We start from the raw sequence: 15,686 nt of genomic DNA, 5'->3' as shown, positions 1-15,686 counted from the left end.
CATCGTATCCCTTTTTTAATTTAAGCAATAAACAATTTTTAGTATTGAATATCAATTAAAGATTTTAACGGAATCAAAACTCCATTCTTAATTTGTAAAAATTTATCCGTAACAGACCAAACAGTCGTCTCAATTTTCTTAGGACCTTGATCTGTCTGAAATGTAATATATGCTTTCGATTTGAATTCGTTTCCTAATCTTACTGCACCATTCAATTTGTTTGCCTCTACCGTTACTTCGTCTTTTGGCGCGTCTAAAAATTTATAGTTTCTTACTTCTTCTTTTTCGATAAGTTCTGCTTTCATCATTTTTTTAAATTTTGGTTAATTTAATCTTCCATAACACATGTATGAAATTAATCATATTTTTCAATAAACCATAACTTTCGTCATATTTTTTTGAACTTAATTAGAATTATTCAAAATACAGACCAAAATCAATTTTATGAAATTAAAATTTCATTAGAATATTAATCTTTTCTTCAACATATTAATCTGAAATAATATTATAGAAATCACTAAATTTGCAGAATGTCAGACGAAAAGAAATTTAAATCCGGTTTTGTAAACATCATAGGAAATCCAAATGTTGGAAAATCTACTTTGATGAATATGTTGATGAAAGAGCGTTTGGTTATCGCAACACACAAAGCGCAAACTACGCGTCATCGTATCAAAGGTATTTTGACAGGAGAAGATTATCAGATTGTATTTTCGGATACGCCTGGTGTTTTGGATCCTGCTTATGAGCTGCAAACAAAAATGATGGATGCAGTTAATGAATCGTTGGTGGATGCTGATGTGATTCTTTATGTTGTAGAAATTGGAGAAAAACGATTGAAAAATGAACAAGTTTTCGAACGTCTGCAAAAAACATCTACACCAATTATTTTATTGTTGAATAAAATTGATACAGCTACGCCGGATCGATTGAATGAAGCGGTAGAATATTGGCACGAATTATTGCCAAAAGCAGAGATTTTACCTATTTCGGCAAAAGAAAACGTGAATGTAGATTTGTTGATTAATAAGATCAAAGCAATTATTCCAGAAGGGCCACAATATTATCCAGAAGATCAATTAACAGACCGTTCGGAGCGTTTTATTGTAAACGAAGTAATTCGTGAAAAGATTTTATTAAACTATCAAAAAGAGATTCCATATTCTGTTGAGGTAGTAACAGAGCGTTTCAAAGAAGATTTGAATTTAATTTCTATCGAAGCTGAAATTTTTGTAGAACGCGATTCTCAGAAAGGAATTATTATTGGACATAAAGGAGAGTCTTTATCGAAAGTAGGAAAAGAAGCAAGAGAAGAGTTAGAAAAATTCTTTGATAAAAAAGTATTCTTGAAACTTTTCGTGAAAGTGCGAAAAGATTGGAGAAGCAAAGAGAATGATTTGCGTCGTTTTGGTTATTAAAAACGGTTAAAAAATAGATAAGTCTTGAGAAATCAAGACTTTTTTTGTGGCTTTACCTAAATTTTAGTTGTAAATTTATAGAACAAAATCTATTCTAGAATTTAATTATTATGGCTAAAATATTATTTCCAACCGATTTTTCGGAAACAGCGAACAATGCTTTTTTGTATGCGTTAAACCTTGCAAAAGTTCTTAAAACAGATATTAAGTTAGTTTCGGTACAATCAAATCTTAAAAATTATCTTGAAGTTACAGAAGAAAACTTCGAAAATTATATCAATAAACTTAAAAATATTGCAAAAGAAAATAACCTTGAACATGTAAAAATAGAGAGTTCTTTGGTTGTTGGCGATTTGTTGTTAATGATTTTGGATATTATCAACAAAGATGATATACAATATGTGGTGATGGGAACGAATGGACAAAATAGTTTAGGCAAAAAGTTTTTTGGCTCTAATACTGTAAATGTCATTAATAATTCGCCTGCGCCTGTGTTGGTTGTTCCAAATAATGTGAAATTTAAAGAAGAAAGAAATTTTGCTTATGCTACATTGTTTAATCAAAAAGAGACAAAAGCTTTGGCGCAAATGGAAGAAGTGACAAAACGTTACGATAAATTGTTGAACATTGTACATGTTGATGACAAATCGATTACTCCGCAAATGTTAAGCGTAAAAAAAGAATGGGAAGAAGAATATCCTGAAGCGATGATTACAATTGAACCGAGTAAAGATGTAGAAGGTGGTTTAATCAATTATTGTATGAAAAACAATATCGATGTATTAGGCGTTGTTCACCGTGAATTATCATCTTTCGAAAGATTATTTACAATCAATCATAGCCAACGATTATTGTCGAGTGCAAATGTAGCGTTATTGGTTTTTCAGGAAAGTAAATAAATTAAAAACATAAAACTTAAAGCGGAGAATTCTCCGCTTTTTTGATTGGCTAAATTTTTGCAACAAATTTCTCAAAACACTTTTATGACGGAACTTCAGAAAATACAAAACCTCAAAAAACATAAAGCTATTGCGACAGGATTATTCATTTTGATGGCTTTTATTTACTTTTTGATGGTTTATCTAAGTCAGCATTCATCTGCGAAATGGATTGGATATGTGGAAGCATTTGCCGAAGCAGCAATGGTTGGTGCACTTGCCGATTGGTTTGCGGTTACGGCTTTGTTCAAATATCCGCTTGGACTTAAAATTCCGCATACAAATTTGATCGAAAATAGTAAAAATGCGATTGGAGATAATTTGGGACAGTTTGTAACTGAGAATTTTTTGACACCATCTACAATTCGTCCATATATCGAGAAATTAGAAGTTGTAAAATACGCAGCAGATTGGTTGAATAAAGCTACGAATCAAGAAATGTTGCAAGAAGAATTGATTAATTTCTCCAAGAAAATTGTCAAAGATTTAGATGATAAAGATGTCGTTGATTTTATAACCTTGAAAGGTGATGAGATTTTGAAACAATTTGATTTACCTGAATTAGTTTCGTCAAGTTTAGAATACATTTTAGAAAAGGAAAAACACGACGAAATTTTAGAAGCAATCATTCCAAAAGCGAAAGAGTATATCTTAGAAAGTGATTTGATTATTAAAGATAAATTAAATGAAAAACATCCTGTCATTTCATTTTTTGCTGGTAAAAAAATATCGAAAGGAGTAGTGGAAGGCGTAGTGAGTTTTTTGGATGAGGTTGCAGAAGATAAAGAACATCCAATTCGTCATAATATCGAACGAATTATCCGAGAAAATATTCAGAATATAAAAGAATCTCCCGATTGGAAATTTAGGTTAGAATCGCTTCGAGATGATTTTATCACAAAAGAACGATTGAATGATTATGCTTTGGATTTGTGGTTGGCGATTAAACAAAATTTGACCGAAAGTTTTGATGATGAAAATTCTGCAATGCAAGTTTACATTAAGAAAAATATAAAAAAATTGACCGAAAATTTGAATGATAACCAAGAAATGATTGATAAGATTAATGGTTGGGTGCGTCATTTTATTTACCGTATGATTTTACGAAATGTCAAAGAAGTGGAAAGTTTGATTAGTAATACGGTTGATAAATGGGAAGGAAAAGAGTTGAGCGAAAAGCTAGAATTGGAAGTTGGGAAAGACTTGCAATTTATTCGGATTAACGGAACGTTGGTTGGAGGACTTGTTGGTTTAGTTATTTACACGATTACGCAATTGGTATTTCATTAAAATATAAAAGCTCGAGAATTTCTCGAGCTTTTTCAATTAACAACTATAAATATTACTTAACTAAATTAAGTTTTTCATCTGCTTTCCAAATTCTATATTCTAAAGTATAACCTTTTGGTACGTAAACTACAATTGGTAATTTGCTATTGTAACGCGTTTGAATAGATTGTGCGTGTATAATTTTTTCGACAGATTTATTGTCAAAACATCCCATTAAAGTTCCTCCAACGTTACCATTTGATTCGAAATTGAAATAATCATAACCCCAACCATCAACAGTTTTTTGTTCAAAGACTCCTGCTAAGAAAAAATGATTACAAGAATCAACCAATGTTTTTTTACCTGCGAAAATTTCTACACTATAATTATCTTCGTTAGGTAAAGTTTTCAACGTGATAATTTTTTGTTCATATCCATCTTTTGCTTTTGGATACATTGAATAATCTATTTTCATATTTTTTTGCGCGAATGTTAGCATAACCATTAATAATGCTAAAACGCTAAATACTTTTCTAAGTTTCATACTAATTTGATTTTATTTGTTTTCTATTAGTAAGATGCAAAAGTTGGGTGAATGGTTGTGCGAGGGAATGTTAAATATTTGTGAAATAAAAAAAGACAATCAATTTGATTGTCTTTTTTGCTCCTCCTCTTGGGCTCGAACCAAGGACCCTCTGATTAACAGTCAGATGCTCTAACCAACTGAGCTAAGGAGGAGTATCGTTATCGATATTGTGTTGCAAATATAGAGCAAATTTTATTACTTCCAAATCTTAAAAGTATTTTTTTTCGTTCTACAAGTCGCATTAATAGACAACTCTTTGAAAATGAATCAGAAATAATTCAAAAAAAATTATTCATAATGACGAAAAATTCCTTGTTGTGTTGCCGTCCACAATGGTGCTTCTTTATTTGCTGCTTTTAGTGCGCTTGCTGCCCACGTATTACACGTAAAAAATAAGCTGTAACTTCCTTTTGCTTCGTAAAACGAATCACTATTTCCATAAACAGCATCCGTTTTTATTAATTCGACTTTGTTATTTTTATCTAAATCAAATGATTGCTTGATGTAAACAATTAATTTTTGATATTCCTCCAAGTTCATGTTTACTTTTTTACAATCTTCTCCCAACGTCATTTTATCATAAAAAGTAGTATGCATCGCCGAATCTCCCAACCAAAATGCAGCATTGAAAGCAGTAGAAAATTTCAAATCTTTCCATTCTGGTGTATCCAAATAGAAACCTTTATCACCCCAACCAAAGGCAATATATTTGTATTCTTTTTTCGATTTCGTATCTGAAAAAGGCACAAAAGTCGACCAATCAATCGCTTTAGATTTTACTGGAACCACAATATCCGTATGTACGCCATTTGTAAAAATATACGCTGTGATTTGATCATTAGGCTTTTCTTTTTGCTTATTCACTGGAATTAATGGCAGCAAAACTACTGCAAGTAAATACACCACAGTCAGTAAAACTAAAGCACCTAAAGTTTTGAGTAGAATTCGAAAGATTTTTTTCATAGTATTTTGTTGAGTAACGAATATAAATAAAAAAACCTCGCAATTGCGAGGTTTTTTTTAATTTGATTCGTTGTAAAGTGTATTATGATCTTTATCCAAGAAATTAAATTGTAAGTATTTGTACGCATCTCTTGGTACAATCTTAATCCACTTTTTATGCTTAAAAAACCATTTCATCTGAATGCTTGGCAATCCATGTTGTAAATAAGCAGCTACGAAAGGATGCACGTGCAACGACATTTTTCGTAAATCCTTATCTTTTCTATCAAGGATATTCAAGAGCACTTGTTCAATTTTATCAATTGTAACGATAGGTGCTTCAACTTCATTCGATTCTTGGTTAGGATTTTCTTCAGTTGTAACGAAATTCACTTCTGGGCGAACGCGTTGTCTTGTAATCTGAATCAATCCAAATTTACTTGGTGGCAAAATCTTATGTTTTGCTTTATCTTTCGCCATTTCAGCTCTCAGATGTTCGAACAATTCTTTCTTATGTTCTACATCCGTCATGTCAATAAAATCGACCACAACAATTCCTCCCATATCACGTAATCGCAACTGACGTGCAATTTCAGAAGCAGCAATTTTGTTTACGGCAAAAGCTGAATCTTCCTGATTTTTAGAATTACGAGAAATATTTCCCGAATTCACATCAATTACGTGTAACGCTTCTGTATGTTCAATCACAAGATATGCACCTTTAGATTGTGGAATAGTTACCGTTTTACCAAAAGCTTGTTTAATTTGTCTTTCGACATTAAACTTTTCAAAAATTGGAACAAATGGATCGTCATATTCTTTTACCAAATTAATTTTATCTGGTGCAATAACTTCCAAATATTCGCGCATTTCGTCAGCTAATTCATCATCATCAACAGAAATTTTAATAAAATCATCATTAAAATTATCTCTCAAAATAGAAGAAGCTCTGTCCATTTCGCTAAGAATTTTAGCTGGCGCTTTCTTTTTCTGAAGATTTTTGAAGATTTGAGTCCATTTGTTTAACAAATAAGCCAAATCTGCTTGTAATTCTTCTGCGTTCTTCTCTTCGGCAACTGTTCTGATAATAACTCCGAAGCCTTCTGGTGTTAAACCTTCTAAAATTTTGATTAAACGATCGCGTTCTGGTTTTTGTTTGATTTTTTGCGAAATCGAAACACGTTCCGAAAATGGAACTAAAACTAAATATCGACCAGCAATTGAAATTTCAGAAGTAATTCTTGGTCCTTTCGTATGGATTGGTTCTTTTGTAATTTGAACCAAAACGGAATCACCTGGTGCAAAGATTTCTGTAATTTGTCCATCTTTGTCAATCGGCTCTTCCATACGGAAGTTCTTCAATTTTTCGGTTTTGTACGTGCCATTTGCTACAATTTTGTTGTATGCATTTGACGAGCGTATTTGTGGACCTAAGTCATGATAATGTAAAAATGCATCTTTCGAATAACCAATGTCAACAAAGGTTGCATTTAAACTGGGAGCTAATTTTTTGATTTTACCCAAGTAAATGTCGCCAACTGCAAAGCCATCATTTGCAGTATCTTGATGAAATTCCATCAAGCGACCTTCATCTAAAACTGCGATGCGTACTTGATCAGCTAAGGCTGAAATCACTAATTCTTTACTCATCAAAAAATTATGTTTTTAAAAATGATAAAAGCACTTTCCAAAATTTCCATTGAAAAGTGCTATCTTGTAAAAAGACTAAATTATTAATAGCTTAGCTACTAATTATTTTTTCTTTTTGTGTCTGTTAAGACGACGACGTTTTTTGCGTTTGTGCGTCGCTACCTTATGTCTTTTACGTTTTTTTCCGCTTGGCATGATACAATTATTTTATTGTTATTTGATTACGTTTGCTTCGCTAGTCTTTACATCTTCGATGAAAGTCTTAGCTGGTTTAAATGTAGGAACGTTGTGTGCTGGGATAATGATAGAAGTTCCTTTCGTAATGTTTCTACCAGTTTTTTCAGCTCTAGTTTTAATAGTAAAAGAACCAAATCCTCTTAAGTATACATTTTCTCCTTCTACTAATGATTTAATCACCTCCTCCATAAACGATTCTACCACTCTTTGAGTATCGCTCTTTTCAAGTCCTAATTTACCTGAAATGTTATTTACTATTTCTGCCTTTGTCATAATTCCTCTTATTATTCTTAAATTTGAAAGCGGGTGCAAATATAACGATAGTATCCCAACAAAAAAAGATTTTTTCAGTTTTTATGAACTTCAACTATCTGATTTTGTCATATTTTGACAAAAATAAACGAGATTTACCTTGGCGTCATACAAAAGACCCATTTCACATTTGGTTGTCGGAAATTATTCTCCAACAAACAAGGGTTGACCAAGGTATGAAATTTTACAATAATTTCATACAAGAATTTGAGACTATTTTCGATTTGGCAAATGCCGACGAACAAAAAGTCCTAAAACTCTGGCAAGGACTAGGTTATTATTCCCGTGCCAGAAATTTGCACTTCACGGCAAAGACGATTGCTGATGAATTAAATGGACAATTTCCGAATAATTTCAAAGATTTAAAAAAGCTAAAAGGAGTAGGAGATTACACTGCTGCTGCAATTGCATCTATTGTATATGATGAATCTGTTCCTGCTGTAGACGGAAATATGTTTCGAGTTTTTGCGCGATATTTTAATATTACAGATGATATAAGTTCGCCAAAAACAAAGAAGATTTTCTGGGATTTGGGCTTAGAAATCATTGATAAAAAACGTCCGGGTGATTTTAATCAGGCGGTGATGGATTTGGGAGCAACGATTTGTACACCAAAACAACCAAAATGCGAAATTTGTCCACTTAATGAGTCTTGTGAAGCGCTTCGATTAAATAAAGTCAACGAATTGCCAATAAAATTGAAAAAGACAAAAGTTTCGAATCGTTTTTTACACTTTATTCTCATCGAAAATGAAGATAAAATTGCCTTGTCTAAACGAATTGGGAATGATGTTTGGAAAAATTTATTCACTTTTCCAAAAATCGAAACTGAAACTGATTTATTGGATAAAGGTTGGATTTTAGATCAAAATCTTGAAAATAATCTAACTTTTATCGAAGAAGAGAAACACATTTTGTCGCATCAAAATTTATTTATAAAATATTGGAAATTAAATGTATCTTTAAGAGATATAACAAATTTGCAAGCCGAAAATGATTTTGAAATGATTGCTTTAAACGATCTCGAACATTATCCGCTTCCAAAACCAATAGAAAAATTTATAAATAAACATTATTTGGATTAACTTTGTAAGTAACAAGCCACTAAAAACCTATTACAACTATGAATGGAACAACGAATAAAGTACTTTTGATCGGAAATTTGGGTGATGATGTAAAATTGCATCATTTTGACGAACAGAATTGTATTGGACGATTTCCTATTGCAACGACAGAATCTTACATCTCTAGAACGGGAGAGCGAATTACAGAAACAGAATGGCACAATATTGTGACACGCAATAAATTGGCAGAATTATGTGATCGTTATCTGAAAAAAGGAGATAAAGTTTTTGTTGAAGGACGCATTAAAACCCGAAAATGGGACGATAACGGACAAACGCGTTATACAACAGAAATCGTAGCAAATTCAATCGAGTTTTTGACACCAAAAATTGACAATGAACAACGTCAAGCCATGCAAAATGATCAGAACAAAATTCAGCAAAGTCAACAAAACACAACAGTTGTCGAGCCGCCTTTTATAGATGAAGGAGAAGACGATTTGCCTTTTTAGAAATTAAAAAATTAAATGAATTTTACAAAACTTAACGTTTTACGTTATACAATGAATTTTAAAACTATAATAGCATTATGTAGTAGTGCTATTTTTTTTGTGTCGTGCAATAAAAGCGAAGAAGTTGCCAAACCATTAGGACAAGTTCGTCTCGAATATCCGCAGCAAACTTATCTATCATTCAAAGAAAATGTGCCTTATACTTTTCAATATTCAAACTTTGGGAAGGTAATTGTGGGGAAAAAACCAAACTCTTTCAATATTGTTTATCCACGAATGAAAGCAACAATTTACCTGACATATTTTTCGGTTCAGTCACCACAAGATTTAATCGTTCAAATAAAAGAAAGTGAGAGTTTCGTGCAAGAACAGACGGTTAAAGCCAGTTTTATTTCGCCACAAGAATTTTCTTTTCCAGAAAAAAAGGTTTTTGGTACTATGTATGAATTAGGAGGAGAATCGGCGATTAATATTCAATTTCATGCGACGGATAGTGTAAAGAATTTTTTAGCAGGTTCGGTTTATTTCAAAACTCAACCAAAACCTGATTCTTTAGCTCCAGCAGTTGATTACATCAAAAAAGATGTAAAAAAATTGTTAGAAACCTTAGAATGGAAAAAATAAACAGCTTTGATAAATAAATTCGATTAATTTTGTAATCGTTTAATAAAATTAGAACATAAATAAATTTAAAACAATATGTTAATACAGATAGCTACCTTAATGCTTAGTTTGATGCTTTTAGTAATGTTGCACGAGCTAGGACATTATGTAACAGCGCGATGGTTTGGCGTTCGTGTCGAACGTTTCTTTTGTTTTTTCGATGTGAAATTTGCAATTTGGAAAAAGAAAATTGGTGATACTGTTTACGGTATCGGTTGGTTGCCTCTTGGAGGATACGTAAAACTTTCGGGAATGATTGACGAAAGCATGGATTTGGAACAAATGAAACAAGAGCCAAAACCATGGGAATTTCGTGTAAAACCAGCTTGGCAACGATTAATCATCATGTTAGGAGGTATTATTGTAAATATCATTTTAGCGATGATTATTTATACTATTTTATTTATTTCTCAAGGAAAAAGCTTTGTTGATGTAAACAAAATGCAATATGGAATCGAAGCGAATGCAACGCAAACTAAATTCGGCTTGCAAAAAGGTGATATTCCAGTTGGTGTAAATGGTGTTAAATATCAAGCATTAAATGAAATAGGAAAAGAAGCCTTGTTAGGTGGTGAAACTTTAGATGTAAAACGTCAAGGAAAAGAAGTTTCTTTACCAATTACAGAAGATTTCAGAACTGAAATTTTAAACGCTAAAGGCGCTTTCTTTATTCCTCAAATGCCAACTGTTGTAGATTCTGTTGTTGAGAATAGTGCAGCACAAAAAGCAGGATTATTAAAAGATGATAAAGTAATTGCTATTGATGGTTTCACAACACCTTTATTTTCAGATTTAACAAATAAATTAAAAGAATACAAAGGAAAAACAGTTTCTTTAAGTGTTGAAAGAAAAGGCGAACCTGTAGAGTTGATGGTAAATGTAGATAAAGATGGAAGCATTGGATTCCTAAGATCAACAGCATATTTAGATTCATTAATTTCTAAGGAAGATTATACAATTGGTGAAGGAATCGCAAAAGGAATTGTAGAGCCATTTGAAGCGATTGCAACGCAAGTTCGTGGAATTGGGACATTGTTCCAAGTAAAAGACGGTCGTAAGCAAGTTGCTGGACCAATTGGAATGGTAAAACAAATGCCAAAAGAATGGAACTGGTTATTTTTCTGGTCATTTACGGCAATGATTTCTGCTTGGTTAGCATTTATTAACTTATTACCAATTCCAGGTTTGGACGGTGGACATGCTGTTTTTGCTATCTATGAAATGGTGACAGGTAAAAAACCAAGTGAAAAAGTTTTAGAAAAAGCACAAATGGTTGGAGTTGTAATTATCTTAGGATTAATGGTATTCATCTTCGGGAACGATATTGTGAATATGATTTTTAAATAAAATTTAAAATATTTTTTGTGGGTGTAAAAAATACTTCTATATTTGCACCCACAATTAAGCAACATTCCTCCTTAGCTCAGTTGGTTAGAGCATCTGACTGTTAATCAGAGGGTCCTTGGTTCGAGCCCAAGAGGAGGAGCTTTTTTAGTGAAACGTCAAACAAAGACTTAAAAATAAAATTTTAAAATATCGGATTTTCCTCCTTAGCTCAGTTGGTTAGAGCATCTGACTGTTAATCAGAGGGTCCTTGGTTCGAGCCCAAGAGGAGGAGCAAAAAAGACAATCAAATTGATTGTCTTTTTTTATTTTATATCAATTTCAGTGTGGTTATTCAACCAGTCTTTTGCGATTTCGAATGCAGACAAATTTTTGCTCAATTCTAATGGTTTCTCCTTAAGTAATTTTAAAAATTGTTGATTAACCAAATCAATTGTGTAGCGTTCTGCTTGATTTAACTGTTGTTTTTCTCGGTTTGATGCGTAATAATTATTTTCATTAATAAAATTGAAATAATCATTGACCAATTCCCAAAGTTCAGGAATTCCTTTTCCGATTAATCCAGAACCGATAATTGATTTTCTTTTCCATTGAGATGATTTGGTTGGTAAAAATTGTAATGAACGAACAATATCTAATTTTGCATCTTTCACTAATTTTTCTTGAAATGAATCTGATTTATTAACGAAAATTAAATCTGCCATTTCCATAATTCCGCGTTTTATTCCTTGTAAATCATCTCCAGAACCCGGAAGTTGAAGAAATAAGAAGAGATCTGAAATTTCATTTACTAAGGTTTCAGATTGTCCAACACCGACAGTTTCAATCAAAATATTTTCAAAACCTGCTGCTTCGCATAATAAAATTGCTTCATATGTACGCGATGTAACACCACCTAAAGAGCCGTTAGAAGCACTTGGACGTATATAAGCATTCTCTTCTCTCGATAAGTCCTCCATGCGTGTTTTGTCACCTAAAATACTTCCTTTGGAGAGTGAACTACTCGGGTCAATTGCTAAAATTGCTACTTTTTCATCTTTACTCAGAATATATTTACCTAATGACTCTATAAAAGTACTTTTACCAACGCCAGGAATTCCTGTAATAGCAATTCTTTTTGAAGTTTTGGAAACGGGTAATAAACTAATAATATGTTGCGCTAATTTTAAATCGTCTAAACGATTGCTTTCGGCAAGTGTAATAGCTCTTGATAAGGCAAAACGATCACCTTCTTTTATTTTTTGAGCAAGTATTTCGGGGTCAATTTTTCGCATAAGACACAATCTTAGATTAAAGATAAAGTCTTAATTAAGAATAAAAAAATACAATCGAGATTTGTGAAATTATTTTATATAGCTCTTGTATTAATTGGTGTAAAAAATAAAATGAATATAAATGATTATCTATTTTAAATTCAATTATATAAACTTTATTAATTCGTAATTAGGATTTTTTTTGTTCCTCTTTAATTCTTTTTACAAAAGCAGAAGGAGATTCGTTCATGATTTGAGTAAAAGTTGTCGTAAAAGTACTATGAGAAGCAAATCCGCAATCACTTGCTAAATAACTTACTTTCGTATTAATGTATTTCGGCTCATTTTGAAGTCTATTCACAATGTAATTTACTCTCAACTCATTTAGATAAGAATTAAATTGTTTTTGGCGATGCGTTTTAATGATTTCGGAAAGATATTTTGTATTCGTCTCAAATTGTTTGGATAATGAAGCAAGGTTAACATCTTTCTTGATAAATCCTTTATTTTTCTCGAATAACTCTAATTTTCGAAGTAAATCATTTTCGGTTTTAGATGAAATGCTAAGGTTATTCATTGGTTTTTCTTCAATGATGACCTCTGTTGGTGGAGTTGGAGGAATTATTTTATTTGTAACCTCTTCTTTGATTGGTTCAGAAGGAATTTCTTTAATTTCTTTTACAGAATTAATTTTTTCAGTAGAAATCTCAGTTGATTGTTTAGTTTTTTTGGAAACAAAGTAAATAATTAATCCTAAGATAATTATAGCTAAAACTATTAATAAAATGATTAACCAAGTTTCCATTTTTGTAAAATTTATATTCCGAATTAATAAAATAAAACCAATTGATAATCATTAAAATACTTGTTTTTTTACTGATTATACTATTGTAAAAATACTCCGAAATTTTGAAATAAAAAAGGCTAACTTTTAAGAGTTAGCCTTTTTTTGAAATTCATCTTTGCTTGGAGAACAACCACAGCCTTTTGAGCATCCGCCTCCTTTTGAACTAAATGAACTTCTAATTAATTTTACAACATACCAAACTGCAAATCCGAAAAGGAAAGCGATAAAAATATATTGTATCCAAATATTGTCCATACTACTATTTTAAAAAATGATATGCAATAAATGCAACTACATATGCCAAACCTGTCATAAACCCTGTCTGAATCAATGTCCATTTCCAAGAATTTGTTTCGCGTTTTACGATTGCAATTGTACTCATACATTGCATTGCGAATGCATAAAATAACAACAACGAAAATCCTGTAGCAAGGTTGTATGCTGGTTCTCCTGTGTTTTGATTAATCTCATTTTTCATACGATGAAGTAAACGATCTTTTTGACCATTGTCTTCAACATCAACTTCTCCTAAACTGTAAACCGTTGACATTGTTCCAACAAAAACTTCACGCGCAGCGAATGATGAAATTAAACCAATTCCCATCTTCCAATCATATCCTAATGGCTCTACAACTGGCTCTATAACTGAACCTAATCTCCCTAAATATGAATGTTCTAATTTGTAAGAAGCAATTTCATTTGCTAAATCTTCTTCATTCATTTTTGGGTGATGAGCAGTTACAATTTCTTCTGCATTTTTGAATTGTTCTCCAGGTCCAAAAGTTCCTAAAACCCATAGAATAATCGAAATTGCAAATATGATTTTACCCGCATCAACTAAAAATCCTAACGTTTTTTCCCAAACATTAATTCCAACATTTTTCCAATCAGGAAGTTTGTACGTTGGCATTTCTAAAATTAGGTAACTTTTATGTTTTGCTTTAATGATTAAATTCAATAAAATAGCACTTCCCAATGCGCCTAAAACACCTAAAATGTACATCACAAATAACGCCAAAGCTTGGTAACTTAATCCAAAAATATGTTCGTCGGGAATTACCAAAGCGATCAAAACGATGTAAATTGGTAAACGAGCCGAACACGTCATAAAAGGTGTTACAAGTATCGTTAATAGACGTTCTTTATCATTTTCGATATTACGCACAGACATGATTGCAGGAACGGCGCAGGCAACACCAGAAATCAATGGAACGACACTTTTTCCGCTTAATCCAAACGGTTTTAACCATCTGTCCATTAAATAAACCACGCGGCTCATGTAGCCCGTTTCTTCCATTATTGAAATGAATAAAAACAAAATGGCAATTTGCGGAACGAAAACGGCAATTCCTTCTATACCTGGGATTATTGCGCCTCCAATAATTTCGTTGATAGGACCTTCTGGAATTAAACTAATTGCTTTTTCGTCGATCCAACCAAATAAATCTTCGACCATTGTCATTAATGGTGCAGACCATGCGTAAACAGCTTGAAAGATTAATAATAAAATTCCTAAAAAGATGATGTATCCAAAAACTGGATGAATCAATGTTTTATCAATTTTATCGGTTAACGTTTCATTTCCTTCAAAATTATACGAAATAATATCGTTTAATTTATCCTCTAAAATTTTATTTCGATCTAATGCTTCTTTAACTTGTAATCGTTTCGAAACAATAGAATTTTCTTTCTTAATTGTATCTAATTTACTTAGATTTTCTTTCGATTCGAACGGAACTTCTTTCTGAGAAAGATATTGCCAAGCTAAATAATCAGATTTAAGATTAAATTCATTCTTGATTTTTTCTACAATAGAAAGATGCTCTTTCGGAATTTCGTAATGACAATTATATGGAGTTGCTTCTTTTGTAAAAGCTTCTACCAATTCATCAATTCCTTCGCTTGTACGCGCGTTTGTTAAGTATATTTTTGTTTGAAGAAAATCTTCTAACTTTTTCAAATCAATATTTAATCCCTTGCTTTTGATTTCATCTTTCATATTGATGACAAAAATCGCAGGAACGTCTAAATCTCGAACTTGTTGGTACAACAAAATCGATCGTTTTAGATTAGATGGTTCACCAACAACAATCGCCAAATTTGGGTAATGGTTATTGGTTTTGTCTCCTAAAGTTTTGAAAACAATTTCTTCATCCAAAGAGCTTGGATAAATTGTATACGTTCCGGGAAAATCTGTAATTTGGAATTTATTTCCATTTCGTTCTATTTTACCTTCGCGTTTTTCTACCGTCACACCTGGATAATTCCCAACTTTTTGACGAAGATTTGTTAATTTATTAAATAACGAAGTTTTACCAACATTTGGGTTACCAATTAAGGCAATTTTATAATGATTCATTATTTTTTTGTTATCAAAATTTTATCGGCTTCGTTTCTTCTTAAAGCTAAAACAGACTTGTTAGAGATGATACTAATGCAAATAGGACCACCAAACGGAGCCTTATTTTTTACCAATAAACTTGTTCCCGGAATAAAGCCCATTTCGTAAAACTTAGCAGGTATATCTTCTGTACTAAATCCAGTTACAACTGCTTGTTCACCAATTTTTAAATCTTTTAAAGAATAATTTTCAACCATTTCTACCAATCTATCTATGATTTTACTATATGCAAAGATATTTATTTTTAATT

At 31.8% G+C, this 15,686-nt stretch carries 17 protein-coding genes and 3 tRNA genes; 9 read left to right on the top strand and 11 right to left on the bottom strand.

Annotation, left to right across the window (positions count from 1 at the left end):
* Positions 1-38: 38 nt before the first annotated feature.
* A complete protein-coding gene (locus N5D90_RS09015) occupies positions 39-308 on the bottom strand; it encodes a hypothetical protein (protein WP_038334819.1) in 270 nt (89 codons plus the stop codon).
* A gap of 222 nt (positions 309-530) precedes the next feature.
* On the opposite strand from N5D90_RS09015, the gene era reads away from it, so the two are divergent.
* The 3 genes from era (at position 531) to N5D90_RS09000 (ending at position 3,646) form a co-directional block, all read left to right on the top strand.
* Complete coding sequence (gene era, locus N5D90_RS09010; protein ID WP_038334822.1) at positions 531-1,418, top strand: GTPase Era; 888 nt, start codon at positions 531-533, stop codon at positions 1,416-1,418.
* A 110-nt stretch (positions 1,419-1,528) separates the two neighbouring features.
* On the top strand, positions 1,529-2,317 hold the full coding sequence (locus N5D90_RS09005) for a universal stress protein (protein WP_038334827.1): 789 nt from the start codon (positions 1,529-1,531) through the stop codon (positions 2,315-2,317).
* An 84-nt stretch (positions 2,318-2,401) separates the two neighbouring features.
* The gene (locus N5D90_RS09000; protein WP_280062221.1) at positions 2,402-3,646 is read left to right on the top strand and encodes a DUF445 domain-containing protein; all 1,245 of its coding nucleotides are present in this window, start codon (positions 2,402-2,404) and stop codon (positions 3,644-3,646) included.
* Positions 3,647-3,698: 52 nt separating this feature from the next.
* On the opposite strand, the gene N5D90_RS08995 is transcribed toward N5D90_RS09000, so the two are convergent.
* From N5D90_RS08995 to N5D90_RS08975, 5 genes are all read right to left on the bottom strand, one after another.
* The gene (locus tag N5D90_RS08995) at positions 3,699-4,169 is read right to left on the bottom strand and encodes an ecotin family protein (RefSeq protein WP_280062220.1); all 471 of its coding nucleotides are present in this window, start codon (positions 4,167-4,169) and stop codon (positions 3,699-3,701) included.
* A 120-nt stretch (positions 4,170-4,289) separates the two neighbouring features.
* Positions 4,290-4,363 (bottom strand) — tRNA-Asn (locus N5D90_RS08990).
* 136 nt (positions 4,364-4,499) lie between these two features.
* Positions 4,500-5,174 carry a TIGR02117 family protein gene (locus N5D90_RS08985; RefSeq protein ID WP_280062219.1) on the bottom strand — a complete coding sequence of 225 codons (675 nt, stop codon included), beginning with the start codon at positions 5,172-5,174 and terminating at the stop codon, positions 4,500-4,502.
* 57 nt (positions 5,175-5,231) lie between these two features.
* Positions 5,232-6,803, bottom strand: coding sequence for an Rne/Rng family ribonuclease (locus tag N5D90_RS08980; protein ID WP_038334846.1), 1,572 nt, complete (start codon positions 6,801-6,803; stop codon positions 5,232-5,234).
* A 213-nt stretch (positions 6,804-7,016) separates the two neighbouring features.
* Positions 7,017-7,313, bottom strand: coding sequence for an HU family DNA-binding protein (locus tag N5D90_RS08975; protein WP_019975652.1), 297 nt, complete (start codon positions 7,311-7,313; stop codon positions 7,017-7,019).
* A 104-nt stretch (positions 7,314-7,417) separates the two neighbouring features.
* On the opposite strand from N5D90_RS08975, the gene mutY reads away from it, so the two are divergent.
* The 6 genes from mutY to N5D90_RS08945 all read left to right on the top strand — a co-directional run bounded on the left by mutY (position 7,418) and on the right by N5D90_RS08945 (position 11,209).
* Positions 7,418-8,437: an A/G-specific adenine glycosylase gene (gene mutY, locus N5D90_RS08970; protein ID WP_280062218.1), complete on the top strand. Its 1,020-nt coding sequence runs from the start codon at positions 7,418-7,420 to the stop codon at positions 8,435-8,437.
* Positions 8,438-8,475: 38 nt separating this feature from the next.
* A complete protein-coding gene (locus N5D90_RS08965; RefSeq protein ID WP_280062217.1) occupies positions 8,476-8,928 on the top strand; it encodes a single-stranded DNA-binding protein in 453 nt (150 codons plus the stop codon).
* Between the two features lie 15 nt (positions 8,929-8,943).
* On the top strand, positions 8,944-9,552 hold the full coding sequence (locus tag N5D90_RS08960) for a gliding motility lipoprotein GldD (protein WP_280062216.1): 609 nt from the start codon (positions 8,944-8,946) through the stop codon (positions 9,550-9,552).
* A 75-nt stretch (positions 9,553-9,627) separates the two neighbouring features.
* The gene (gene rseP / locus N5D90_RS08955; RefSeq protein ID WP_038334862.1) at positions 9,628-10,938 is read left to right on the top strand and encodes an RIP metalloprotease RseP; all 1,311 of its coding nucleotides are present in this window, start codon (positions 9,628-9,630) and stop codon (positions 10,936-10,938) included.
* Between the two features lie 65 nt (positions 10,939-11,003).
* A tRNA-Asn gene (locus N5D90_RS08950) sits at positions 11,004-11,077 on the top strand.
* 58 nt (positions 11,078-11,135) lie between these two features.
* A tRNA-Asn gene (locus N5D90_RS08945) sits at positions 11,136-11,209 on the top strand.
* Positions 11,210-11,240: 31 nt separating this feature from the next.
* Here N5D90_RS08945 and meaB read toward each other — a convergent pair.
* The 5 genes from meaB to N5D90_RS08920 all read right to left on the bottom strand — a co-directional run bounded on the left by meaB (position 11,241) and on the right by N5D90_RS08920 (position 15,633).
* On the bottom strand, positions 11,241-12,209 hold the full coding sequence (meaB, locus tag N5D90_RS08940) for a methylmalonyl Co-A mutase-associated GTPase MeaB (RefSeq protein WP_280062215.1): 969 nt from the start codon (positions 12,207-12,209) through the stop codon (positions 11,241-11,243).
* A 169-nt stretch (positions 12,210-12,378) separates the two neighbouring features.
* Positions 12,379-12,993, bottom strand: coding sequence for an AraC family transcriptional regulator (locus N5D90_RS08935; RefSeq protein ID WP_280062214.1), 615 nt, complete (start codon positions 12,991-12,993; stop codon positions 12,379-12,381).
* A 126-nt stretch (positions 12,994-13,119) separates the two neighbouring features.
* Positions 13,120-13,290 carry a FeoB-associated Cys-rich membrane protein gene (locus N5D90_RS08930; RefSeq protein WP_180905671.1) on the bottom strand — a complete coding sequence of 57 codons (171 nt, stop codon included), beginning with the start codon at positions 13,288-13,290 and terminating at the stop codon, positions 13,120-13,122.
* A 4-nt stretch (positions 13,291-13,294) separates the two neighbouring features.
* Positions 13,295-15,394: a ferrous iron transport protein B gene (gene feoB, locus N5D90_RS08925; protein WP_280062213.1), complete on the bottom strand. Its 2,100-nt coding sequence runs from the start codon at positions 15,392-15,394 to the stop codon at positions 13,295-13,297.
* Entirely contained in the window at positions 15,394-15,633 is a 240-nt protein-coding gene (locus tag N5D90_RS08920; RefSeq protein WP_038334874.1) for a FeoA family protein, read from the bottom strand. Before N5D90_RS08920 ends, feoB begins: the two co-directional genes overlap by 1 nt.
* Positions 15,634-15,686: the final 53 nt, after the last annotated feature.

It is taken from the genome of Empedobacter sp. GD03797 (assembly GCF_029842105.1).
Taxonomy (GTDB): domain Bacteria; phylum Bacteroidota; class Bacteroidia; order Flavobacteriales; family Weeksellaceae; genus Empedobacter; species Empedobacter falsenii_C.
The sequence above is the reverse complement of the archived record's forward strand: the minus strand, read 5'-3'. Positions and strand labels throughout refer to the sequence as shown.